The following is a 22,275-nucleotide window of genomic DNA, read 5'->3' as shown; positions in this document are numbered from 1 at the left end:
GTCCCGGTGATGAGCTCATGGCCCACGATCGCCCGCTACGCAGGTTCCCTGGCCGCTGCTGTCGTCCTCCTGCTAGGCACCGGCTGCATGACCTCCACCCCGCAGCTGCATCACGTCGCCCATGGCCTCGAGCAGGCTCTGCCCGGCACCACCCTGAGGCCGGAAGGCGGCGTCAAGCTCGGGAGGGCCTCCCTGGGCTTCGCCCGCTGGGTGAGTCAGCGAGCGCTAGAGGAAGACGACGAAGAAACCCGCGCCGCCGTCAGCACCCTGCGCGGCATCCGCCGGGTCGAGGTAGGCACCTATCGGGTCCAAGGGCTGCCGCTGCGCTTCGAGCATCCCCGGGAAATGGAACAGGCCCTGGGCCTTGCGGGCTGGACCACCCTGGCCCGGGTGCAGCAGGACGACGACCTGTCTTGGGTGGTCTACCGCCAGCGGGACCGCCGCATCCGTAGTCTGCTGGTGATCAACGTGGAGGGAGAAGAGCTCTCCATGGTGCGGCTCCAGGGACGGCTCGAAGACACCCTCGCCGCCGCCCTCGACGTCGCCCGGGGCGAGGCGGAGCTGCGTTAAGGGTCCGTCTCCACCGCTGCCGCCAGAGCGTCCGCCACTGCCCAGCCCTCCAGCGTCGGAACCAACCGGCGCCCCCGCCATCGGGCTGGCCGGCGGACCTGTCCCCGCTCCTCCCAGGCCTCGAAGAGCACCGCGTTGGCGGGTTCCAGATCGAGCCCCGAGAGCTCCTCCACCCAATCCAGATCGAGCCCCCGGGCCGTACGCAGCCCGAGGAAGACCGCCTCCAGCGCCAGCTCCTGCGGCCCCAGCTGCTCCACCTCGTCCACCGGCCGCTGGCCGGCTTGGAGCTGGCGCTGCCAGGGGCCGACCTTGCGCACATTCCACCAGCGCCGGCGGCCGTCGAAGGAGTGGGCGGAGGGGCCCAGCCCTAGATAAGGCACGTGGTGCCAATACTTGCGGTTGTGGCGGCTTTGATGCTCCGGCGAGCGGGCGAAGTTGGAGACCTCGTAGCCCACCAACCCACCGGCGGCGAGGCGCTCGTGGGCCTGGATGAAGAGCACCGCCTGCTGGTCCTCGGGCATCTCCCGCAGCTCACCGCGACGCTGGCGGAAACCGAAGGGGGTGCCTTCGTGAAGGGTCAGCTGGTAGCAGGAGAGATGTTGGGGAGCCAGAGCCAGGGCCTGCTCCAGATCCGCCTCCCAACGCTCCGGCGTTTGCTCCGGCCAGCCGAAGATGAGATCGAGGGAGACGGTGTGGAAGCCGGCGTCCTGAGCCAGGGAGACCGATCGCCGGGCGGTCTCCCCATCGTGCCGGCGGCCGAGGAAGGCGAGGGCGTGGGGATCGAAGCTCTGGACTCCCAGGCTCACGGTGTCGATGCCCAGGCGGCGCCAGGCTTGGAGCGTCGAGGGCTCCACGTCCTCGGGATTGGCCTCCAGCTGAATCCACGGCTCCGCCACCACCGGCAGATGCTGCGCCACCGCCGCCAGGATGCGCCCCAGCTGCTCCGGCGCCAGCGCCGAGGGCGTGCCGCCGCCCAGATAGACGGTGTCGAAGGCGGCCCCACTCCACCCTTCTCCTCGCCCCGGGCCGTCCCGCCGCGGGCCCTCGCGCTCTGGGCTCCACAGCTCGATCTCCCGCAGGAGGTCGTGGACGAAGCGCTCCCGCGCCTCCGCCCCCCCGGTGAGCACCGAGAAGTCGCAATACGGGCAGATGGCCGAACAGAAAGGAATGTGCAGATAGAGGCCGGCACCGCCGGAGCGGTCCGCCGCGGGCATCAGCCGGCGTCCGTCTTGAGCACCGCCACGAAGGCGCTCTGGGGGATCTCCACGGCTCCCACCATCTTCATCCGCTTCTTGCCTTCCTTCTGCTTCTCCAGCAGCTTGCGCTTTCGAGAGATGTCACCGCCGTAGCATTTGGCGGTGACGTCCTTGCGGTAGGCGTTGATGGTGGTGCGGGCGATGACCTCGCCGCCGATGGCACCCTGGATGGCGATCTTGAACTGCTGCCGAGGAATGGTCTCCGCCAGCCGTTCGCAGTAGTGCAGCGCCCGGGACCGGGCCTTCTCCCGGTGGACCAGCTGGGAAAGGGCGTCCACCCGCTCGCCGTTGACCAGGATGTCCACCTTCACCAGATCCGTCTCCCAATAATCCCGCAGCTCGTAGTCGAAGGAACCGTAGCCCTGGGTCACCGACTTGAGGCGGTCATAGAAGTCGAAGAGCACCTCCGCCAGGGGCAGGTCACAGGTCAGCTCGACGCGGCCGGGACTCAGGTAGCGGAAGGTGGTGTTCTCCCCGCGGCGTTCCCGGCACAGCTCCATCACCGGCCCGACGTAGCGCTCGGGCATCATCACCGAAGCCTTGAGGTAGGGCTCGTGGGCCTTCTCCACGTGGGTCGGATCGGGGAACAGGCTGGGGTTGTCGACGGTGATCTTCGAGCCGTCCTTGAGCTCCAGCTTGTAGCGCACGGTGGGAGCGGTGAGGAGCAGCGCCAGATCGTATTCCCGCTGCAGCCGTTCCTGCACCACCTCCAGGTGGAGGAGTCCCAGGAAGCCGCAACGGAAGCCGAAGCCGAGAGCGGCGGAGGAATCCTTTTCGTAGGTCAGCGCGGCGTCGTTGAGCACCAGCTTCTCCAACGCCTTGGTGAGGTCCTCGTAGTCGTCGGTGGACATGGGATAGACCGAGGCGAAGACCACCGGCTTGGCCTCCTTATAGCCCGGCAGCGGCTTCGGCGCCGGCCGCTCGACGGTGGTGATGGTGTCGCCGATGGCGATGTCCCGCACCGTTTTGATGCCGGCGATGACATAGCCCACTTCGCCCGCCTTGAGCTCCTTGCGCTCGACCTTCTCGAGCTGCAGCTGGCCGACCTCGTCGACCTCGTAGTCCTTCTTGGTGTGCATCAGGCGGATCTCGTCGCCCCGCCGCAGGGTGCCCTCCTTGACCCGCACGAGCATCACCACGCCGCGGTAGGGATCGTATTGGGCATCGAAGATCAGCGCCTGGAGGGGCGCCGACGGGTCGCCCTGGGGCGACGGCAGCTTGTGGACGATGGCTTCCAGCAAGTCGTTGATGCCGGTGCCCACCTTGGCCGAAACCTGCACCGCCTCGAAGGGATCGAGGCCGAGGTCGGCGTCGATCTCCTCCTGAGCCCGCTCGATATCCGCCGACGGCAGGTCGATCTTGTTGATCACCGGCAGCAGCTCCAGGTCGTACTCCAGCGCCAGATAGAGGTTGGCGACGGTCTGGGCCTCGACCCCCTGGGCCGCGTCCACCAGCAGCAGCGCCCCCTCACAGGACATCAGCGAGCGCCGCACCTCGTGGCTGAAGTCGACGTGTCCGGGAGTGTCGATGAGGTTGAGCTCGTACTCCTTGCCGTCCTTCGCGGTATAGGACAAGGTCACCGTGTTGCTCTTGATGGTGATGCCGCGCTCCCGCTCGATGTCCATGGAATCGAGGATTTGGTCGCGGAACTCGCGTTCTTCGACGCCGCCACAGAGCTGGATCAACCGATCGGCGAGGGTGGACTTGCCGTGGTCGATGTGGGCGATGATGCAGAAATTGCGGATGTGTTCCAAGTTTTGTGCTCTCCTCCCGACGGCTCGGAGGGGGGCAGACGAGCCCCCGATGGCCCCGGTACGCCGCCGGACCCCTGATCTTATCGTCTAGCAGCCCGAAGCGAAAATCTTCGACAACCCCGTGGCAGGAACCGCCGAACGGAGCCAAAGAGAGGCTCCACTGGATTTTTTGAGAATTTCTTTTCATCAGATCTCAAAGACAGGACTTCTTTGGTCTCTTATCCTCACAGATACAGCTCCCTATCCTCAATCCGAACAAGCTCTTGACACAACTCATAGAAATGTGTGCAAGCCCGCGATAGTCACCCTCAACAACATTTGCATAGTATCCAACCATTCTCACAGGCACGAAAATAGCGCGTGGGTGCCCCCCTTCCCAGCCTTTGCAGAGCGGTTCTTTGGTGGCATACTGCCGCCAAATTTCCTACCCGGTGCGCGTCGTTACCGGTCAGCCAGTCAGAGGGAGAGAGCCCTTCCCCCCTTGCATCTCTCCTAACCCATCCACAGGGATGGCTTACCGGCTCGTCGCGACACTGGTCTCTCTTCAAAGGAGGATGAACAATGTCGAGACCAATGGCCACCCTTTGCCTTGTCTGTCTCGGGCTGGCGTTTGCCGCCGGAGCCTGGGCCTTGGATGTCTCCCGCTTTGAACCTACCCCTGCTACACCCTTGAACACCCAACAGCTCCAGGACGGGCTGGTCCAACAGCTCTCCGAGCACACTTCCCTCTTCTCCCTGCGCCAGCAGGGCATGCTGATCTTCACCACCCCCATCACCGCCGAGGACGGCTTCGGCGACGGCCCCTGGGATCCCGCCGAGACCCCGCCGCTGGCCTTCGGCCATCGCCCGACCCTGCAGGGGAACGGCACGCTGCTGCGGGTCAACGGCCTCGATGCCCAGAGCTGCAACGAGTGCCACACCATCGTCGACAACTCCGACCTGCCTCCCACCCTGGGTATCGGCGGCGTCGGCGGCATGGTGCAGAACGCCATCATCATGCCCAGCCTCATCGACGTCGGCGACTCCTTCGACGACCGCGTGACCTGGGTCCCCGGCCATGATCCGGACCTCGCCATGGTCGCCGACGGCGTGGCCGACTTCAACGGCCGCTTCGCCAACCCGCCCTTCCTCTTCGGCGGCGGCGGCGTGGAGTTGCTCGGCAAGGAAATGACCGCTGACCTCCAGCACCTGCTGGATCAGGCCCAGGCCGCCTCGGCGGGCACCATCGTCTCGCTGGACACCCACGGCGTGAACTTCGGCTACCTGATCTCCGAGGGCGGCGGCGACGTCGACCTCTCCAACGTCGAGGGCGTCGGACCGGAGCACATCGACAGCGTGCCGCCGGAGGAAGCTCTGGTGGTTCGTCCCTTCGGGCGCAAGGGTGAGAACTTCACCATGCGCGACTTCGACCGCGGTGCCATGCAGTTCCACTTCGGCATCCAGCCGGTAGAGGTCGTCGGCGCGGGCGTGGACGAGGACGGCGACGGTCACACCGACGAGCTCACCGTCTTCGAGATGACCACCCTGCACATCTTCGACGTCACCAACCCGCCGCCCTTCGTCGCGCATCTGGGCGGCGCCGGCCACGCCGGCTTCCAGACCTTCCAGAACATCGGCTGCGCCAACTGCCATCGGCCGGTGATGAAGACCGACCACCGCAGGCTGCCGCTTTCCTTCCCGGAAGATCCCACCGAGCCCTTCGCCGACATCTACATGACCGTCAACCTGAAGCGGGTGGGCTTCGATCGCGTTCCGGGCGAGAAGGGCGTGTACGTGCCGCTCTTCTCCGACCTCAAGCGCCACAACATGGGACCGCGGCTGGCGGAGACCTTCGAGCGCGGTGAGATCGCCAACGAAGAGTTCATCACCGCCCGTCTGTGGGGTATCGCCGACACGGCGCCGTACCTCCACGACGGCCGCGCCACCAGCCTCTACGACGCCATCGAATTCCATGGTGGCGAGGCTCAGAGCGCTCGGGATGCCTTCCTGGCTCTCTCCTCCTCGGACCAGCAGAACCTGCTCACCTTCCTGAGCAAGCTGAAGGCTCCCATCGATCCCAACGAAGAGCTGATTCCGTAACCGCGGATCACAGCTTCTACATCCTCGGAGGGCCGGCCTCGGCGCATTGCGCGGCGGCCGGCCCTTTCTTCATTCCATCGAGCTTCTTTCTGATCCAACATTGGTGGCGTGACGCCATCCTCTTTTCCCGAGCTACACTTTGCACCCATGAGCTGGAATCACACCTCGCGTCTCCTCCCTCGCCTCATCCTGCGGACCAAGCCCTTCACCACCTGCCTGCGGGTCACTGCCTATTTGCTGACCCACGGTTTCCTGCTGGCGGCGGCTCTCAGCCCGACTGCCGCCAGCGCCTGGGGACCCGACGAGCCACCGCCGGAATCCCAGAAGCCCACCGAGGAACAGGCTCGGTCCACTGACTCCCGCACCGTACCCATCGCTTTCGGCGAGGAAGCGGAGGACGAGGAGTCCACCGAAACCGAGGACGGCCCGGCCAGCCCGCTGCTGCAGCTCTACCAGCCCCCCGACGACGGACGCACCGCCAGTGCCGACACCGAGCTCATCGAGGCGGTGCGCGCCGGCGAGACCCGTCGCGTCCGCAGCCTACTGGCGGAGATCGCCGAGAGCTACGAACCGAGTGCTGACTCCCCAGATGCCGCCCCCTCGAAGGACGACGTACCGGGCGTCGATACACCGGGGATGGGCGGCCGGACCGCCCTCGGCTATGCCGCCGCCGCCGGGCGCTTGGATCTGATGCAGCTGCTTCTGGACGCCGGTGCCGATGTGCACCAGCAGGATGATTCCGGCAACACGGCCCTCTTCTTCCTCCCGGAGCAGGACGACCCGCGGATCCCCGAGCTGCTCTTGCGCCACGGTGCTCAGCTCAACCACCTCAACAAGGCCCACTACACCCCCCTGATGAGCGCTGCCTTCCTCGGCCACACCGAGATCGTGCGCCGCTTCCTCGCCGCCGGCGCCGACCTCCATCAACGCACCCGGAATCACCGTACTGCCCTCACCCAGGCAGCACTCCAGGGTCATCTAGCCACCGCCCGGCTGCTCCTCGACGCTGGCGCAGAGGTCAATCCCGAGCTCAGCGGTGGCGAAAGCCTGCTCTACAAAGTCGCCGCCCAGGGCCTCGCTCCTATGCTCGATCTGCTGCTCCGCCGCGGGGCCCGGGACGAGGCCGGCACGGCCCTGCTACTGGCGGCCCGAGAAGGGGCCCCGGAGGTCGTGCGCTCCCTGCTCGCCGCCGACACCGACCTGGATGTGATCGACGAAAACGGCGCTACGGCTTTGCAGCTGGCCGCCGGCCAGGGCCACACCGAGGTGCTGCAGCTACTGCTGCGCTCGGGGGCCAAGGTGAATGACCGGGGCGAAGAAGAGACCCGCAGCACTCCCCTCCATCTTGCCGCCGCCGGGGGGCATCTGGAGGCCGTCCGCGCGCTGCTGGTGGCCGGCGCCGAGCCCGATGCACGCAATCGCTCCCAGGTGACTCCACTGATGTTCGCTGCCTTCCACGGCCACCGCCCGGTGGCGGAGCTGCTACTTTCCTACGGCGCCGACCTCGACGCCACCAACCAAGACCTGAGCAGCCCGCTGCTCTTCGCGGTCTTCCGCAAGCACGACGATCTGGCGCTACTGTTGTTGGATCGGGGCGCCGCCCCCGACGGCGAGACCTTCATCGCGGGCTTCGGCACGGTGAACGCCCTGATGCTCGCCGCCGGCCGGGAGCAACGGGAGGTCGCCCGCGCGCTCCTCGAGCATGGCGCCGCACCCAACGTACGCCTGCGCACCGAAGTCCTCGGACGGGCGACTCCGTTGATGCTCGCCGCCCACCGTGGCGATCTGGAGATGGTGCAACTGCTCCTCGCCTCCGGCGCCGACCCGACCCTCCAAGGCGACCAGGATCGCACCGCCTACGAGGTGGCGGTGGAGCGAGGCCACGACGAGGTGGCGGCGGCGCTGGCGCCTGAGGAGAGTGAGTCTTAGAGTCTCGCGATCCTCGGACTCTGCCGCCTATTCCGTGAAGGTCTGGGTCCAATCCCCCGTGGTGCCGGACTCGAATCCATCGATGAAGATGGGGGCCAGCTCGCTACCGTCGACGCTGGTCTCCACCACATAGGCAAGGGCCAGCCGGGCGAATTTCAACGCGTGGGCAGCGCTGTTGCCCAGGGGAGCGAGGGTGTCCGAGGTGCGGTGGATCTCCGGATTGTGCTGGCCGAAACGGGCCTCGAAGACGAAGGCCGCCGGATAGCCTTCGAAATGCCAGGCACCGTGATCCGAGCAGGCGTAGCCGCAGCTGGAAGTGCTGAAGGTGAGGTCGGTGAGATAGGTGGTGATCAACTGCCCCAGGTAGGTGGTGAGGGGACCGTTGGTGAAGTCGTCGATGAGGGACATATCCTCCGTCGAGCCCTGGAAGCCGGTCATATCCAACTGCAGCACCGACACCACGTCGATGCCGCCGGTGGCGTGGGCCTCGGCGATGTCCTGGGAGCCTCGCAACCCTACTTCCTCCGCCGCATACCCCATCAGCTTGACGGTGCGCTGGGGCTTGAAACCATTGGCCAGCAGCACCCGCGCCACCTCCGAAATGACCGCGATGCCGGAGGCGTTGTCGTCGGCACCGGGGGCCACGAAGTCGGGATCCGAGCTGCCCCCGGCGATGGAATCCAGATGCCCGCCGAGCACCACCACCTCGTCCGCCAGCGTCGAGCCGGGGATGGTGAGCACCACCGAAGGCTGGGCGAAGGAGTGGGAGACCAGCTCCACCGTCACTCCCAGAGTTCCGCTGGCGTAGCCAGTCCATAGATCCCGAATCCACTCCGCCCCGGCGACGCCGGACGGGTGGCGGTAGTAACGGTTGTTGAAGTCTTGGGACAGGGATTGGATGGTGCCGAGGATGTGGCTCTCGCTCAGCTGGGGCGACAGGCTCCCCACCAGCGCCGGCTGGTCGATGAGGTAGGTCGGCGCCCCTTCCACCGCTCCCATCCCCCGGGCCACCCGCGCCATTTGCTCTTGGGCTTCCGCCAGGCTCTCGTGGGCCATGAAGCCGCCGCAGCGGCGGTGAGCGTGATGAATGGTCTCGGAGATCGCCCGCAGATCCTCCCCATCCACCTGAGTCAGCACCACCCCCTCGGCCTGCGCCACCGGTACCAAGGCCTGGCCCCGGAAGCGAATGGATTCCTCTCCGCGCAGGGTCCGGAAGGCGTCGGCGCCGACGGTGATCCACACCCCTTCCTCTCCTTGCCCCTGCGCCTCAGCCGGCTGGGCTGGGCCGATGAGCACGAGACAAGCCAGAGCCACCGCCCCGAAAAGCATCCAACCTCGCCATCTCGCCGTCCACTGTCTCGTGACCATCGCGCTCTCCTGTCTCAGTTCATCCCGGCTCGGCATCCGCTTCACCGACCTCGGGGCCAGCTCATGGCAATCCAAAGGGGGGCTCTTATCTTCTCGCAACCGATGGCCTGCGCTCAACATTCCGCCTCTGGCCCAGCCTGAGGCCAGCTCGTGCGTGGTAATCTTCCGTCAGCTAGGCAGTCAAGAATTCCATTCTGGAGGCTCTCGATGTCCGCGACCGTGCTCCCGATCCAGACCATCGTCCGAGATTCCCAGGTGAGAAGCGGCCAGCCCATCCTCGCGGGCACCACTCTGCGGGTTTCGGATCTCGTGGCCTATCACCTCTTCGACGGTCTGTCTCCGGAGCAGCTCGCCCTACAATTCGAGCTCAACCTAGCCCAGGTCCACGCAGCCTTGTCCTACTACTACAGCCACAGGGAAGAAATCGACGCGGAGATCCGGTCCAACGCGGAAGCCGCCGACCGTTATCGGAGCCAGCTCGAGGGTTGAACCGTGTCGGGCACCGGAACCGGACTCTCTTTCTACCTCGACGAGAATGTCCCTACCGAAGTCGGCCGCCAGCTGGCCCTCTCTGGCATTGATGCTCTCTCCGTGCGCGATCTGGGAGAACTAGGTGCCGGTGACCCCGATCATCTTCTACGTGCCACTCGTCTTGGGCGAGTACTGTGTAGCCACGATCAGGACTTCCTCCGCCTGGCCTCTGAAGGCACCGACCACGCAGGCATCGCCTTCGGCCGGCAGCGGGCTGCGAGCATCGGTGGCTGGGTCCGCGCTCTACGCTCTCTCCACGCCCGGTTCTCTTCTGCCGAGGCGCACAATCGCGTCTTCTTTCTGAGCCTTCAGTAAGCCGCTCTGGAGCCTGCATGACAGGGCGCTGAAGATCCGAGGAAGACCTCGGCTTCGGACTGATCCACTGCTGGGTTCCTCCGCAACCTGCGCTCACTGAACCTATCCGAGGAAGCCCCTCACCCGTTGCTCAGCGTCGGCCCACCGGCGGGTGGCTGGAGCCAGGGCGCGAGGGTGTAGGGGATCGAATGCAGCGAGATCTGCCGGAGCCCCTGCCCCTCTTTCTGCTGCAGGACCAGCTCGCCCTCCCCGCTTAGCAGGAGCCTAGCGCCGGTCTCCCCCGGCAACGGAACGACCGGCTCAGGGAGGTAGCGAAAGCGGCTCTCGCGCTGTCTTCCACCGGACCCGAGAGGCAGGGCCGACAGCTCCCCGTCCTCTTGCCGCACAGTGCCGGTATCGAGGTCGACGCGGAGCAGTCGCGAGCCCGGTTGGGTGCTGATCCATAGAGAGCCGGCGTCCGGCTGCGTCCCGACCTGAAAGCTATTCGCCCGCCCGAGATCGACCTGTTGCTGCGCAGTGCCCTCGGGAGAGAAGATGTGGAGGGTCCCCTGGCCCTCTTCGGCGTCGGCTAGACGCTCTCGGGAAAGTACGGCCAGGCGGCCGTCGGCCAGGAAGCGTGCCCAGCGGAGCGGGACTTCCGGGAAATCCCCGAGATCCGCCAGCGGAGCGCCGGTGGTCCCGTCGTAGAGGCAGATATCGACCACCGCCTTCTGGTAGTAGTCGCCGCCGGCGGCCTCGGCCTCCGTGGTATCGCCGCAGCCCAGAGCTCCGACCCGCAGCACCTGACTCCCCTCAGCGTTGACCACCATCTGCCCCGGCCAGGCAAACCCTTCGAGAGTCCCCGACCGCCGGAGCTCTCCGGTTTCCAGGGAGAGCTCGTAGATACTCATCGGATTCCGTTGGGGTCTCTCAATGGATGCCAAGTAAAAGCGCACCAAGTTGGGTTCGGGAAACCGTATCCCGATCATCTTCCCGGGCAGAGAATGATCCGCCAAGACCCGAGCGGTAGCCACATCGTAGGCCCTCACCTCATAGAGTCCCGAAACTACGACCGACCGGCCCTTTGGAGAGAGCGCAATGTCCAGAATCGAAGCGGAAGTGTGGATTCGGGTCGGTAGCACCTGGAATGCTTCCTTCGGAGACGAGCCTTTCACGAAGTCGACGAAGCGAAGTTCCCCTGCAACGTCGAGCCAGGCAGCCCGCCGCCCATCCTCAGAGAAAGCCGGTGCACTGTCGATCGTCTGCTCGATATGGAAGAAATTCCCGGTCGACATATTCACAAAGAAGGAGTCTTCGGCGTTTCGGCGCGAACTGTAGCCGGTGACGAAAACGAGATCGCCACTCGGGGCCGACAACACCCGCCGAAATTCCTCTACGTGCTCCGGCGCCGGGGGAGGGGCCGTCAGCACATAAAGCCCGATCACCCCGAGGACGGGCAGGAAGATGCCCCAGAGGGTCATCACAAAGGCTCGCTGCCCTCGCTCCGGAAGGCTCTGTCCACGAAGTACCTGCACCCAGCTGGCGATGGCCACCACCCCGACAAAAATCATCTCAACTACTAGGCCCCACCAAACGAAAGATCCGGTTTCTAGACTCCAGTTCGTGCCCCGGCCAAATTCCAGAAACGAGTTCCAGGACGCGACTAACACCAGCAACAAGACAAAGAAACCTGCGCTGTTCAATCTAGACCACAGTGAAGGTCTCTGGATCCCGAGAGACCATGCATGCCCTAAGGCAAAAAAGGTCAACATCTGCGCGATGAGTAGAGGCAAGTAGGGAGCGGATGGCAACCAGGGGTCACCGATGACGCCCATCACAACGACTACCAAACCGGCAGCGCCGATCAGCATGGTCAGTGCTGCCAAGACTTTTCCCCACCAAAAGGCTGCCAAAGTCAGAGGTAGTCTAGAAAAGAAGCTCAGCCGTCCGGAGAGCAGATCCTCCTGCAGAACCCTTGCGCCCAGAGCCGGAGCGAGCAACAGAGCCGCGGCGGTCACGGCGATCAGCGAGAACGCCTTCCAGAAATCTTGCCCAGTCCCGACAACCGCCAGCAACACCAGAACCAGCGCCCCAGGAAGCACCATCCACCACTGGCGAATCTCATACTGATACACAGCCCACAGACCCTTCATTGCGCACCCCCTTCTCCACCATCGCCGGTCACGGCGATGAAAATCTCTTCCAAGCTCATGGGCTCGACCTCCACCGATCCACCGGTTTGATGGCGTAGCCCTTGGGTCATTTCCGCGTCACACCGAGCCACCACCGCCTCCGGACCCCAGGCGCCGATCTGCCGGCGCACCGGCTGCAAGGCTTCGATGAGACCCTCCACCTCGTGGGCGGGGGTCTTGCCGTAGCGAATCCGCCGGAAGCGGTCTTTGAGCACGTCGAGGTCCTCGTCCAGCTGCAGCCGGCCGCCGTGGAGAATGCCCACCCGGTCGGCGATGCGGGAGATGCCCTCCAGATCGTGGCTGGTGAGCAGGACCGTCGCCTCGCTGTCGTGGAGCTCCCCCATCAGCTCTTGGAAGAAGTCCCGGCGCGCGACGGCGTCGAGGCCCAGGGTGGGGTCGTCGAGGACCAGCAACTCCGGAGCCGGCGCCAGGGCCAGGGCCAGCTGGACGAGGGTCTGCTGGCCTCGGGACAGCTTGCCGAAGGGAGTCTTCTCCGCGACGCCGAATCGGTCCAACCGCTGCCGGTAGCCGGCCTCGTTCCAGCGCGGATAGAGGGGCTGGCAGAGCCTGCCCAGCTGCTTGGGATTGAGCGCCGGCGGGGCGTCCGGCCGCTCCGGCACCACCCCGGTTCGCCCCATAGCCTGAGCTCGCCGCCGCCAGGCATCGAGCCCGAGGATCCTCAGAGAACCAGCCTGCGGCCGCTGCTGGCCCAGCAGACATCGAATCATCGAGCTCTTGCCGGCTCCGTTGCGTCCGAGCAGCGCATAGAGGCTGCCCGGACGGACCGAGAAGGTCACGTTCTCGACCACCGTTTGGTGGCCATAGCGAATCGTCAGGCCTTGACAGGACAGGGCGCTGTGCAGCGCGCGCTCTTCCTGTGAGTCTCGGTGCGCGGTCATGATGGATCTCCTTCCTGAGGGTCTGAAGAGCTCTTGCCGTCCCGCAGAACCGCCCAAGCGATTTCCAGCGCTTGCTGTGCGGTATCCAGGTCCGCTCCCAAGGTGGCAGCGAAGCTGGCATAGCTGAGGGCGGCATCGCGGAGTTTCTTCTTCTGATCGAGTTGGGAACCCGCCGGCAGCTCCCGGGCCACGAACGTGCCCTCTCCCCGCTTGACCTCCAACAGGCCGTCCTGGGTCAGCCGCTGGTAGGCCTTGGACACCGTCGCCGGATTGACCCGCAGGTCGCGAGCCATCTCGCGCACGGAGGGCACCGGGCTCGCAGGTTCGAGAACTCCGCCGGCGATCAGCCGGCGCATCCCGTCCTCGATCTGCCGCCAGATCGGTGACGGGTCCGCGGGATCGATATGAAGACTTCGTTGCATGCTCTGGCTCCCTCCTGAGGCCAGCGTTTTACTGTATCGCCACTGTAATACACCGATACGATACCGTCAACAGGAATTCTCCGGTGCTCTCAACTCTTCCCGGCGGCCGGTAGTGTCCTGGTTTGAATTCCGCGAGGACTCCGAGGCGCCCACCGCAGGCAGTGCCGAGGCCTGAGCGGATTCAAACCAGGACACGACCCGGCGGGTCAAGAACTCACAGGCCGGTTTGCCGTATCTCTCTTCAGCTCGGCTTGCAGCCAAGAACTTGGGAAAGGACGGTGGAAGATGGTCTCGCTGTGTCTACGCTCGGCCGGTGTCCTGTTGTTGACGCTCCTGATGAGTGGAGCCCCCCTCGTAGCGGAGGAGTCTTCCGGCTCGGCCGCTCCCGTCACGGTGCGAACCCTGGCGGGTCCCTTGAACGGTGCCGTCGGCGGCGTGGCGGTGGATCGGCTGGGGTTCGTCTACGTGGCGGACTTCGGGGAGACGGTGTGGAAGATCTCGCCCTGGGGAGAGGTGGAGGTCTTCGCTGAGGATCTCTACGCTGCCTCCGGCAACGGCATCGATAGCGAGGGCCGGCTGCTGCAATCGAGCTTCCGCGCCGGCACCGTCCACCGTATCGACCGGGACGGCAGCAAGACCCTTCTCGCCCGGGATTTGCAGGGGCCGGTGGGGGTGCTGGAGCATGCCGACGGCAGCGTCTACGTCTGCGGCTGCGCGGGCAATGTGATCTACCGGCTGGGTGCCGAGGGGAAAATGGGCGAGGGAGAGGCAGAGGTCTTTGCCGAGGGAGATCTCTTCAACTGCCCCAACGGCATCACCCAGGACGCCCAGGGCAATCTCTACGTCGCCAACTTCAGCGACGGGCGGGTGATTCGCATCGATGCGGACGGCCAGGCGGCGGTGCACGCCACCATCCCCGGCGGCGGCAACGGGCACCTGGTGGCAGTGGCCGGGGAGCTCTTCGTCACCGGCTTCCGGGCCAACCGCATCTACCGCGTCACCGCCGACGGCGAGGTCCAGCCCTTCGCCGGCACCGGCACCTTCGGCCAGCAGGACGGCGCCGCCGAGGAAGCCCAATTCGCTACCCCCAACGGCATCGCCTACAACCCGGTGCGGGACGCCCTCTACGTCAACGACTACCTACTCACCTGGCCCCAACGCTGGTCCGGCCGCGAGCGCCCCCGGAGCACGGTGCGGGAGATCCTCTTCCCGACCCTGGAGGAGATCTTCGAGGCCGGCTTCGCCAGCGGCGGAGAGGAAGGCGCTCGGGCAGCTCTCCGGCATCATACTCAAACCCGCACCGGCCGCCCCTGGCAGCCCGTCCTCAACCTCTTCGGCTACGGCCTCCTCCGCGGCGACCAGGTCGACCGCGCCCTCGCCGTCTTCGAGCTCAACGCCGAGCTTTTCCCCCAAAGCTTCAACGTCTGGGACAGCCTCGCCGAAGCCCACCGCAAGGCCGGCCATCGGGAAAAGGCCATCGAGCTCTACCGAAAGTCCTTGGAGCTCAACCCGCAGAACAACAACGCCCGGGCGATGCTGGAGGAGATGGGGCAAACTGCTAACCACCCCAGGCGGTGAAGAACCGCCCAGGGCAGCAGCGAGCCGAGATCGAATCGCTGTCAGTGGGCGGGGGCGGTGGGGAACTTCGTGAAGGGCTCGGACGGAGCCTCGGCGGAGGGAGCCTTAGGCGATTTGAGCTCAACCGGCAAGCAGCTCGTCAAGGCGTGTGCTTCCGGCTCTCCCGGAACCGGAGCGCCACCGCGATACCAAAGATCTCCGCAGCCGAGGGCCTCAAACTGGCTACACGTGTACGCTAGCTGGCCGTTTTACCGGCCGATACAGGATTGATGGGGAGGCCAACCGTATTTTGCGCAGTCGATGCAATCACCGATGGCACTGGCTGAAGGCGCGATGGCAAAACTGGCGAGCAAGAGAGCGGCGAAAGGTAGCAGAAAGAAAGCTTGATTCATCGCTAATTATACCTATGTAGTTAGTATTGCTATTAGTTGATGCGATCAATCGGCCGCCCTTCCAGCTTGCCGAAAGAGTGGCACGAGCTGGCCGCTCTTCTGGGACAACGAAGGCCAAGCAAGCTTCCGAGCTGCGATGCCCTGCCGCAGTAGGACAAAACAACAGGACAAGACAGTGCGACAAGACGACCCGGGAATGCTAAAAGTCTTGCTAAACTTCAAAGTATATGGCCATCTCATCACCAAAGGGCATCCCAGGCTCGGCTCTCCAGCCCCGGCTGGTGCTGGGCATCCTCGGCGGTCTGGGACCTTATGCTCACATCCTCCTCGAGCAATACCTACTCCAAGCCGCCAGTCGCTATGCCGGCGTGGCGCGGGAGCAGGACTTTCCCAGCTGGATCCTCAGCTCGCTGCCCCAAACTCCCGACCGCACCGCAGCCCTCGGCCCGGAAGGTCCGGCGGCGCTGCCCCTATTGCTCGAAAGCCTGCGCCGCGTCGAGAAGGCTTCGGGTGAGCCTGGAAAGAACGCTCGCGGAGCGGATCTGGTGTTGATCGCCTGCAACACCGCCCACGCCTTTCTCGGCGAGCTGCGGGCGGCGACCTCGCTGCCGATCCTCGACATGATCGACGGGTGCAGCGCCGAGGTGAGCGAGCGAGTGCCCGCGGGGACGCGGGTCGGCCTGCTGGCGACCACCGGTACGTTGCGCAGCGGGCTCTACCAAAGCGCCCTGCGCCGGCACGGGTTCGAGCCCTTTTCGCCCCTGGACACTCGGGATGGGGAGCGGCGCCAGCAGGAATGGATCATGGACTCGATCTACGGGCGTCCGGGGGGTTGGGAGGGCCTCAAAACGCGGGGGGCTCTGGGCGCCAGCACCAGGGATGACGGGCCCCGGGAACAGCTGCGTCAAGCCTGCCGCACGCTCCGAGACGAGCTCCGATGCGAGGTGTTGATCGCGGCCTGCACCGAGATCCCGCTGGCACTGCCGGAGGGCCGGTGCCAAGGGCTGTCCTTGATCAACCCCCTGAAAATCCTGGCCCGCAACGCGATTCGGGCCGCCTATGGCCTGGAAGCTCAGACGCCGCCGCTACCGGACGAGGGTTCCTAGAAGCCCGAGAGCCGGCGGCTCAGGTCAGCGTAGGGCTGGAGATACCCGCCTGATAGTGCTTGGCCGGTCCGGAATAGGCCACGTGACCGTCCTCGAGCTTCAAGAGCTGATCGCCAAGGTGAAAATAGCGGTCGTCGTGACTGATCACCACCACCATCTTCCCTTTGTCTCTGAGATCCGGCAGAATCTGGCGGTAGAACACGTCCTTAAACATCGGGTCCTGATCCGCAGCCCACTCGTCGAAGAGGTAAATGGGGCGATTTTCGAGGTAGGCCGTGAGCAGTGCCAGACGCTTCCGCTGACCCTTGGACAGCTCGAGGGTAGAGAGCCGCTGGCCTTCCACCTGCACCTTGTGGGCGATACGCAACGCCTCGAGGTAGTGGGCCGCCCGCTCCTCCAGGCCCTCGCCTTCGAGCCCCAGGAGCTGCTCGAAAAGGAAGAAGTCGTCGAAAATCACCGAGAATAGCTGGCGGTAGGCGTCGCGGTTTTCGCCGGTAACCTCCCGGCCGTCGACGACGATCCGCCCCGCGTCGGGAGCGTAGAGGCCGACCAAGATCTTCGCCAGGGTGGTCTTGCCGCTACCGTTGCCCCCTACCAAGAAGAGCACCTCCCCCGGTTGCAGCGTCAGATCCACGGGTCCTAGGGTGAAGGGATGCTCTTGGTCGTCGCGCCGATATTGGTGAGTCAACTGCTGGAGCTCCAGCCGATTCCAGCGCACGGGAAACTCGCCCACCAGCTCGAGGGACATGGGCTCTCCCAGAGAGAAGCCCAGCTGATCGATCTTCTCCACCGCGATCCCCGCTCGGCCCAGAGTCGGTATGGAGTCGAGGAAGAACTGGAGCGGGGTCATCACGTAGAAGAGCACCACCGTGTAGGCGATGAGGGTCGAAGAGTCGACCTGGATGGCGGAGGGGCGGGCGAAGAAGATCAGCCCGAGGGTGGCGAAGAAGAGGAGATTGCCCCAAGCGGACGCCAAGCCAAAGATCATCGTCGCGCTAATCCGCTGTTTGCGGATCGAGTCTGAGGTTCCGCGAATCAAATCGATGAAGGCACCGCGGCGGTGTTGGTGAAGTTGCAGCTCCTTGACTCCCTCGCCGAGGCCTCGGAAGTGCTGGAACAACGTATCCTGCTCCTCTCGCACCTCGCGGAACCGGTTCATGGCGAAGCGCGCGAGCAGCTGATAGATCACCACGCCGAGCAGCACTAGGCCAAGAAAGATCGCGAAGAGCACCAGGTGCAGCCAAGCCAGATAGGCGAAGCAGCCGATGATGATGGTGCCGTTGACGCACAGCACGGGCACCGTCACCAGGGCCTGGGTGACCGAGTTGACGTCGTCGGTGAGAGTAGCGTAGATCCGATTGGCCCCCATGGATTCGAGGGAACGCAGCGGGGTCGCGAGGATCTGCTCGCCGAGCTCGAGGCGCAGGTCCATGACCAGACGTTGCCCGAGTCCCACCAACAGATACTGGGATAGCAGACGGGTCGCTGTGACCAGCAGGCAGAGCAGGAGGAACGACATCGCCAGGTGAGTGACCGGTCCTTCCTCGGCGCTTTCCAGCGCCTGCTTCAGCAGGTCGAGTAGCGCGACGCTGGCCAAGCCGCTGAGACTGCCGGCGATCACGGCCCCGAATAGGAGCAGCCGAGCCTTCCCGGAACGGCCGAGCACGAACCGGATGAACTCCATCACAGCTTGACTCCTCGCGAGCCGGACTCCGGCCTCGAGCCGTCGGGCTGCGGATCCGACACCTCCAGCAGCATCGCCTCCCGGGCCCCACGGGCGGAATTGACCACCCCGACCTTGCCCATGGGGATCATGCGCAGAAAGGTGCCCGCATAGCGGTCGCCGAAGACGAAGTGCCCCCAGACCACGTCGTGAGCCGTGGGCTTTCCGTCGGCGACGAAGAGGAGCGGTTTGGGTTGAATGCGCTCTTGGACGATCCAGCTGCCGTCTTCCAGCGCTCGGTCACACGCCTCCTGCCACTCGTCGGCAGGGGTCCGGGAACCGATATAGATATCCAGCCCGCGAGACGAAGATCCTTTCTTGATCACCAGCTGTTCCCGGCAATCCTCCAGCACGTCCGGCAGGAATTTCCGCTCCCCTCGAAAATCTGTGAAGTCGTCTTGAACTACCCGAGTCCAGGGAATGCTCCGCTGAATCAGGTCGCGCTCTGCGGTGGAGAAGAGGTCGCTATCGGACCAGTGGGAAAGCAGAGCCAGGAGGCGCTTGTCGTTGATCAGAAGGTAAGCAGGGCCGTTAAAATCCTGCACCTTGCCCTGACGAAACAGGTGGGTGATATCTCTTCGCCGGAGGTCGATGCCGTACTCGAAGAGAACGTGGATTCGCTTGCCCTGGACGAATACACCCTCGGGCAAAGCCTCCAGCTCATCCTCCGTGGCGCTCACCAGCCCACCCTGCAAACCAGCGCCCTCCTGCTTGAGATATTCTTGATAAATGCGGTCCGCGTGGGCGATGACGCTACGCCTCGCCTCTATCTCTTCAGCGGTACACCCGTCCGCCGGCGGTATCAGCAGCGCCATGTTGAGCCGACCTTCGCTTCCCAGGCCGCGGAGGATCGCCACCTGAGTGGCATATCGGAAGAGCTCGAAGATCGGGCTGCGATACCGCACCTCGAAACCCGCAGTTTGCAAGAACTCCTGGAACCAAGCAGCCTGAAGCCATACCCCTTGCAGACCGTCGAGCTGCCATCCCCCTAGCCCGGAGGAAAAGTTGTATTCGACGCACTGAGGCCCATGCTCGGTGTCGATGAAGTCTCCACGGGAGATCGCGAGCTCGAGACCATTGGGATCCTGCAACATGTATCGCACCAGCTCCACGGAGTAGCCCAGGAATTCCGCGATCTGTCCCGGGTCGTTGTTGAAGAAGCGTTGGGGAACACTCTTCAACAACCGGCAGAGACCCACGGTCACCCGACGTAGCTCTTCCAGCTTGGGTCCGGAGATGAAAGCGGGCCAGCTTTGCACCGGATACGGATAGGACTGGAAGTACTCGGGCACCGCCGCGTGGCCCTGGGCGGAAATTGGCTGCAGGCACTCCGGATGAGAACGAGCGAAGCGCACGAAGTCTGCGAACGCAGGAGAGAGCTCCTCGTGGTTGCGCAGAATTTGGGGGTCGATGTCGAACAAACCTTGGTCCTCTTCGTTCAGGGAGCCGTTCGGGTAATCACCGTCGGGCTACCAAGCCGTGTTTCGGCGTCGGCCGCCGCCACGAAGATCGGGCTCTCCGTAGCCCCCCGGGCAGCGTTGACGACACCGTAACCGCCCCGAGGCAGCATGCGCAGAAACCCACCGCCGTAGCGCCTGCCGAATTGAAAGAAGCCCCAGACCACGTCGTGGAGAGCGCTGCCCTCTTCCCCTAGCTGGAAGGTACGCGGCCGCCCCGGCACCAGCTCCTGCACCACCCACCCGGCGCCTTCGTCGTCGACGGCGTCGTCCACCAGATCGCGCCAACGGCCTTCGTCCGTCGCCGCTCCGAAACACACCCCCTCCCCGCGCATGCCCAAGGCGGGCTTGAGCACGAAACGCTCCCGATGCTGCTCCAGAACCTCCGGCAGAAAGCCTCGCTCCCCACAGTAGTCGACATAGCCGTCGTGCACGATGCGCGTCCAAGGAATGTGGTCGGTGACCAACTTGCGAGCCGCCTCGTCCAGAGCGCCTCCCGGATCTGCCTGCTCCGAAAGCAGGGCCAGACACTTCTTGTTGGTCAGCACCCGATCCACCGGACCGTTGACCACCAGCGTGCGCCCGGCCATGGCGCTGGAGAAGAGGCGCCGGTCCAGGCGGCCGCTATAGGCCTCCACCACGACATGGACACGGTGGGGTCCCAGATAGAGGTGGTCTCCCCGTTCCTCGAGGTCCTCCAGTGTGCCCCCCGACACCCGCGGTGAGGCGAGATCCGGATGCCCCTCCGCCACCAGCCCAACCAGCTCCTCCTGGGCGACACGAAACCAATCCCGACGCCCGGCGTTAGAGGACGGCGCGAGAAACGCCAGGTGCAGGTCCCCGAGCTCCTCACCCTGCCCGCGGCAGCGGTGACGGTGCCGTTCGATAAGGTGCTCGAAAAGCTCGCCAAGGGTGTTGACGCAATTCCAGGTGGTGCCTGCCCGTCCGAAGAAATCCTGTAGCACCGGGATCCGCCGGTAGAGTTCCGCCCAGCCAACGTTCTGCCAGCCTCCCAAATTACTGGAGACGTTGAGCTCCAAACACTGCATGGTCCCGGAGGAATCCTCGATGAAGTCTCCCCGGGCCAGCAGGCTTTCGCGCTGGCCCGGCAGCTTCAACAGCGCGTCGATGACCGCGGCCTCGGAGGAATCCAGCCGAAAGACGTCGGCCAGGGCGGCGGGGTCTCCCTGGAGCAGCGATTGGGGAAGGCCAAGCACCAGCTCGGTGAGACCGGCGACGGCCCGGCGATGGGCCTGCGATTCCTCGGAATCGATGAAGGCGGGCCAGGATTGGAGCGGGTATTGAGCGATCTCGACGGGCTGGTCCAGGGCCGAGTAGCTTGATCGCAGGACGCATGCGGGATTTTCTGCCACATAATCGAGGAAAAGATCCTCTGCCGCCGGGGGAGCTTCCCGGCGATCAATCTCTGCGACATCGTACCCACGCTGCAATTCAGATCCCACCTTTTCCTTTCCGCCCTTGAACTTCTCTGGCATTTATTAAACTTCCCTGGATATCATAATAAAGCTATGAACTCTCTACTTACTGACTTTCGCTATGCCGTCCGGAAAATGGCCCGGGAACCGCTTTTCACTCTGGTCGCGGTCCTCGCGCTGGCTCTCGGTATCGCCGCCAACACCACCATGTTCTCGGTGGTCGACACGGTGCTCTTCCAATCCCTGCCTTACGGCGACCCGGAGGAGCTGATCTTCCTGCAGGAGCACCAGCCGGAATCGGGAGTGCTGCCGGTGGCCCCCGCCAATTTCGTCGACTGGCAGCGGGAGAGCGAAACCTTCGAGGCCTTCACCGCCTACGTCGGTCCGGAGGCCGGGAGCCGCACGAAATTCACCCTGATCGGCCCGGGAGGCGAGCCGGAACGGCTGCAGGGCACGTCGGTGACGGCGAATTTCTTCCAGCTCTTCGAGATCGAGTCGGTAGCGGGAAGGCTCTTGACGCCGGAGGATCTGGAGACCTCCGGCGACCAGACGGTGATGATCAGCCACCGGCTGTGGCAGCGCCGCTTCGGGGGCGACCCGAACATCGTCGGAGAGACGGTGGTTGTGGAGGGGACGGGCCGCACGATCCTGGGGGTTCTGCCGCCGGACTTCGCGTTCCCGGAAGCCAACGTGGACCTCTGGCTGCCCCTCAACTTCGATTTCTCGTCCATCCGGCGGGCCCACTTCTTCCAGGTCGTCGGCCGCCTGCCACCGGACGCCAACCTGGCGAGCGCCCAGGCCGAGATGGACGCCCTGGCCAAGAACCTCGAGCAGGAGTACCCGGCCACCAACGCCAATCTCACCGTCGAGGCCATCCCGCTGCGAGATCGCATCGTGGGAGACACCTCGCAGACTCTTCTCCTGCTGCTGGCCGCCGTCGGCCTGGTGTTGATCCTGACCTGCGCCAACGTCGCCAGCCTGATGATCGCCCGGGCGACGACCCGCCAGGGGGAGATGGCGGTGCGCACCGCCCTGGGCGCCGACCAACAGCGCATCACCGGCCAGTTGCTGATCGAGATGATGGTACTCGCGCTGGTGGCGGGCGGTGCGAGCCTGTTGCTGACCCAGGGTCTGCTGACCCTCGTCGGACAATGGGCGCCGGAAGGCGTGCCGCGCCTCGATCAAGCGGCCCTCGATCTGCGGGTGATCCTGTTCACCGCGGCGGTCACCCTGCTGGTCACCTTCCTCTGCGGACTGGCCCCGGTGCTCTCGAGCCGGCGCCTGGACCT

The 22,275-nt window shown here is 65.0% G+C and carries 16 protein-coding genes; 7 read left to right on the top strand and 9 right to left on the bottom strand.

Features of this window, described 5'->3' with window-relative positions:
* The first annotated feature begins 9 nt into the window (after positions 1-9).
* Complete coding sequence (locus SX243_10685; protein MDY7093424.1) at positions 10-570, top strand: DUF4252 domain-containing protein; 561 nt, start codon at positions 10-12, stop codon at positions 568-570.
* Here SX243_10685 and hemW read toward each other — a convergent pair.
* On the bottom strand, positions 567-1,784 hold the full coding sequence (gene hemW, locus SX243_10680) for a radical SAM family heme chaperone HemW (GenBank protein MDY7093423.1): 1,218 nt from the start codon (positions 1,782-1,784) through the stop codon (positions 567-569). The two genes, SX243_10685 and hemW, sit on opposite strands and share 4 nt — an antisense overlap.
* Positions 1,784-3,580 carry a translation elongation factor 4 gene (gene lepA, locus SX243_10675; protein ID MDY7093422.1) on the bottom strand — a complete coding sequence of 599 codons (1,797 nt, stop codon included), beginning with the start codon at positions 3,578-3,580 and terminating at the stop codon, positions 1,784-1,786. The genes hemW and lepA overlap by 1 nt, the downstream gene beginning before the upstream one ends.
* Positions 3,581-4,249: 669 nt before the next feature.
* On the opposite strand from lepA, the gene SX243_10670 reads away from it, so the two are divergent.
* Together SX243_10670 and SX243_10665 are read left to right on the top strand one after the other, a co-directional pair.
* Positions 4,250-5,659 (top strand): di-heme oxidoredictase family protein, encoded by a 1,410-nt coding sequence (locus SX243_10670; GenBank protein MDY7093421.1) that lies wholly within the window; start codon positions 4,250-4,252, stop codon positions 5,657-5,659.
* A 147-nt stretch (positions 5,660-5,806) separates the two neighbouring features.
* Positions 5,807-7,588 (top strand): ankyrin repeat domain-containing protein, encoded by a 1,782-nt coding sequence (locus SX243_10665; GenBank protein MDY7093420.1) that lies wholly within the window; start codon positions 5,807-5,809, stop codon positions 7,586-7,588.
* Positions 7,589-7,615: 27 nt separating this feature from the next.
* On the opposite strand, the gene SX243_10660 is transcribed toward SX243_10665, so the two are convergent.
* Complete coding sequence (locus SX243_10660; protein ID MDY7093419.1) at positions 7,616-8,956, bottom strand: M20/M25/M40 family metallo-hydrolase; 1,341 nt, start codon at positions 8,954-8,956, stop codon at positions 7,616-7,618.
* 207 nt (positions 8,957-9,163) lie between these two features.
* Between SX243_10660 and SX243_10655 the strand changes: the two genes are divergently transcribed.
* Positions 9,164-9,445 (top strand): DUF433 domain-containing protein, encoded by a 282-nt coding sequence (locus tag SX243_10655; protein MDY7093418.1) that lies wholly within the window; start codon positions 9,164-9,166, stop codon positions 9,443-9,445.
* 476 nt (positions 9,446-9,921) lie between these two features.
* On the opposite strand, the gene SX243_10650 is transcribed toward SX243_10655, so the two are convergent.
* Genes SX243_10650 through SX243_10640 form a run of 3 tightly spaced genes read right to left on the bottom strand, consistent with a single transcriptional unit; the run spans position 9,922 to position 13,294 of the window.
* The gene (locus tag SX243_10650) at positions 9,922-11,934 is read right to left on the bottom strand and encodes a hypothetical protein (GenBank protein ID MDY7093417.1); all 2,013 of its coding nucleotides are present in this window, start codon (positions 11,932-11,934) and stop codon (positions 9,922-9,924) included.
* Entirely contained in the window at positions 11,931-12,872 is a 942-nt protein-coding gene (locus SX243_10645) for an ABC transporter ATP-binding protein (protein ID MDY7093416.1), read from the bottom strand. Before SX243_10645 ends, SX243_10650 begins: the two co-directional genes overlap by 4 nt.
* A complete protein-coding gene (locus SX243_10640; GenBank protein MDY7093415.1) occupies positions 12,869-13,294 on the bottom strand; it encodes a GntR family transcriptional regulator in 426 nt (141 codons plus the stop codon). Before SX243_10640 ends, SX243_10645 begins: the two co-directional genes overlap by 4 nt.
* A 336-nt stretch (positions 13,295-13,630) precedes the next feature.
* On the opposite strand from SX243_10640, the gene SX243_10635 reads away from it, so the two are divergent.
* Both SX243_10635 and SX243_10630 read left to right on the top strand, forming a co-directional pair.
* The gene (locus SX243_10635) at positions 13,631-14,872 is read left to right on the top strand and encodes an SMP-30/gluconolactonase/LRE family protein (GenBank protein ID MDY7093414.1); all 1,242 of its coding nucleotides are present in this window, start codon (positions 13,631-13,633) and stop codon (positions 14,870-14,872) included.
* 619 nt (positions 14,873-15,491) lie between these two features.
* Positions 15,492-16,370, top strand: coding sequence for an amino acid racemase (locus SX243_10630; protein MDY7093413.1), 879 nt, complete (start codon positions 15,492-15,494; stop codon positions 16,368-16,370).
* A gap of 19 nt (positions 16,371-16,389) precedes the next feature.
* Here SX243_10630 and SX243_10625 read toward each other — a convergent pair whose 3' ends face one another.
* From SX243_10625 to SX243_10615, 3 genes are read right to left on the bottom strand one after another with little or no spacing between them, the layout of a single operon-like run.
* Complete coding sequence (locus SX243_10625; GenBank protein MDY7093412.1) at positions 16,390-18,054, bottom strand: cyclic peptide export ABC transporter; 1,665 nt, start codon at positions 18,052-18,054, stop codon at positions 16,390-16,392.
* Positions 18,054-19,514, bottom strand: a complete 1,461-nt coding sequence (locus tag SX243_10620) for a hypothetical protein (GenBank protein ID MDY7093411.1) — start codon at positions 19,512-19,514, stop codon at positions 18,054-18,056. The genes SX243_10625 and SX243_10620 overlap by 1 nt, the downstream gene beginning before the upstream one ends.
* Positions 19,515-19,531: 17 nt before the next feature.
* On the bottom strand, positions 19,532-21,013 hold the full coding sequence (locus SX243_10615) for a hypothetical protein (GenBank protein ID MDY7093410.1): 1,482 nt from the start codon (positions 21,011-21,013) through the stop codon (positions 19,532-19,534).
* Between the two features lie 66 nt (positions 21,014-21,079).
* On the opposite strand from SX243_10615, the gene SX243_10610 reads away from it, so the two are divergent.
* Positions 21,080-22,275: ABC transporter permease (locus tag SX243_10610; GenBank protein ID MDY7093409.1), on the top strand; the 1,196-nt coding region annotated here is incomplete at its 3' end.

The organism is Acidobacteriota bacterium, assembly GCA_034211275.1.
Taxonomy (GTDB): Bacteria; Acidobacteriota; Thermoanaerobaculia; order Multivoradales; family JAHZIX01; genus JAGQSE01.
Note: the sequence above shows the minus strand (reverse complement) of the source record. Positions and strands in the feature narration are given on the sequence as shown.

Bases quoted from the DNA above. Each gene is read 5' to 3' on its own strand.
- SX243_10685 (MDY7093424.1), top strand. From the start codon at position 10: ATGAGCTCATGGCCCACGATCGCCCGCTACGCAGGTTCCCTGGCCGCT.
- hemW (MDY7093423.1), bottom strand. From the start codon at position 1,784: ATGCCCGCGGCGGACCGCTCCGGCGGTGCCGGCCTCTATCTGCACATT.
- SX243_10665 (MDY7093420.1), top strand. From the start codon at position 5,807: ATGAGCTGGAATCACACCTCGCGTCTCCTCCCTCGCCTCATCCTGCGG.
- SX243_10660 (MDY7093419.1), bottom strand. From the start codon at position 8,956: ATGGTCACGAGACAGTGGACGGCGAGATGGCGAGGTTGGATGCTTTTC.
- SX243_10655 (MDY7093418.1), top strand. From the start codon at position 9,164: ATGTCCGCGACCGTGCTCCCGATCCAGACCATCGTCCGAGATTCCCAG.
- SX243_10650 (MDY7093417.1), bottom strand. From the start codon at position 11,934: ATGAAGGGTCTGTGGGCTGTGTATCAGTATGAGATTCGCCAGTGGTGG.
- SX243_10645 (MDY7093416.1), bottom strand. From the start codon at position 12,872: ATGACCGCGCACCGAGACTCACAGGAAGAGCGCGCGCTGCACAGCGCC.
- SX243_10640 (MDY7093415.1), bottom strand. From the start codon at position 13,294: ATGCAACGAAGTCTTCATATCGATCCCGCGGACCCGTCACCGATCTGG.
- SX243_10635 (MDY7093414.1), top strand. From the start codon at position 13,631: ATGAGTGGAGCCCCCCTCGTAGCGGAGGAGTCTTCCGGCTCGGCCGCT.
- SX243_10630 (MDY7093413.1), top strand. From the start codon at position 15,492: ATGGCCATCTCATCACCAAAGGGCATCCCAGGCTCGGCTCTCCAGCCC.
- SX243_10625 (MDY7093412.1), bottom strand. From the start codon at position 18,054: ATGGAGTTCATCCGGTTCGTGCTCGGCCGTTCCGGGAAGGCTCGGCTG.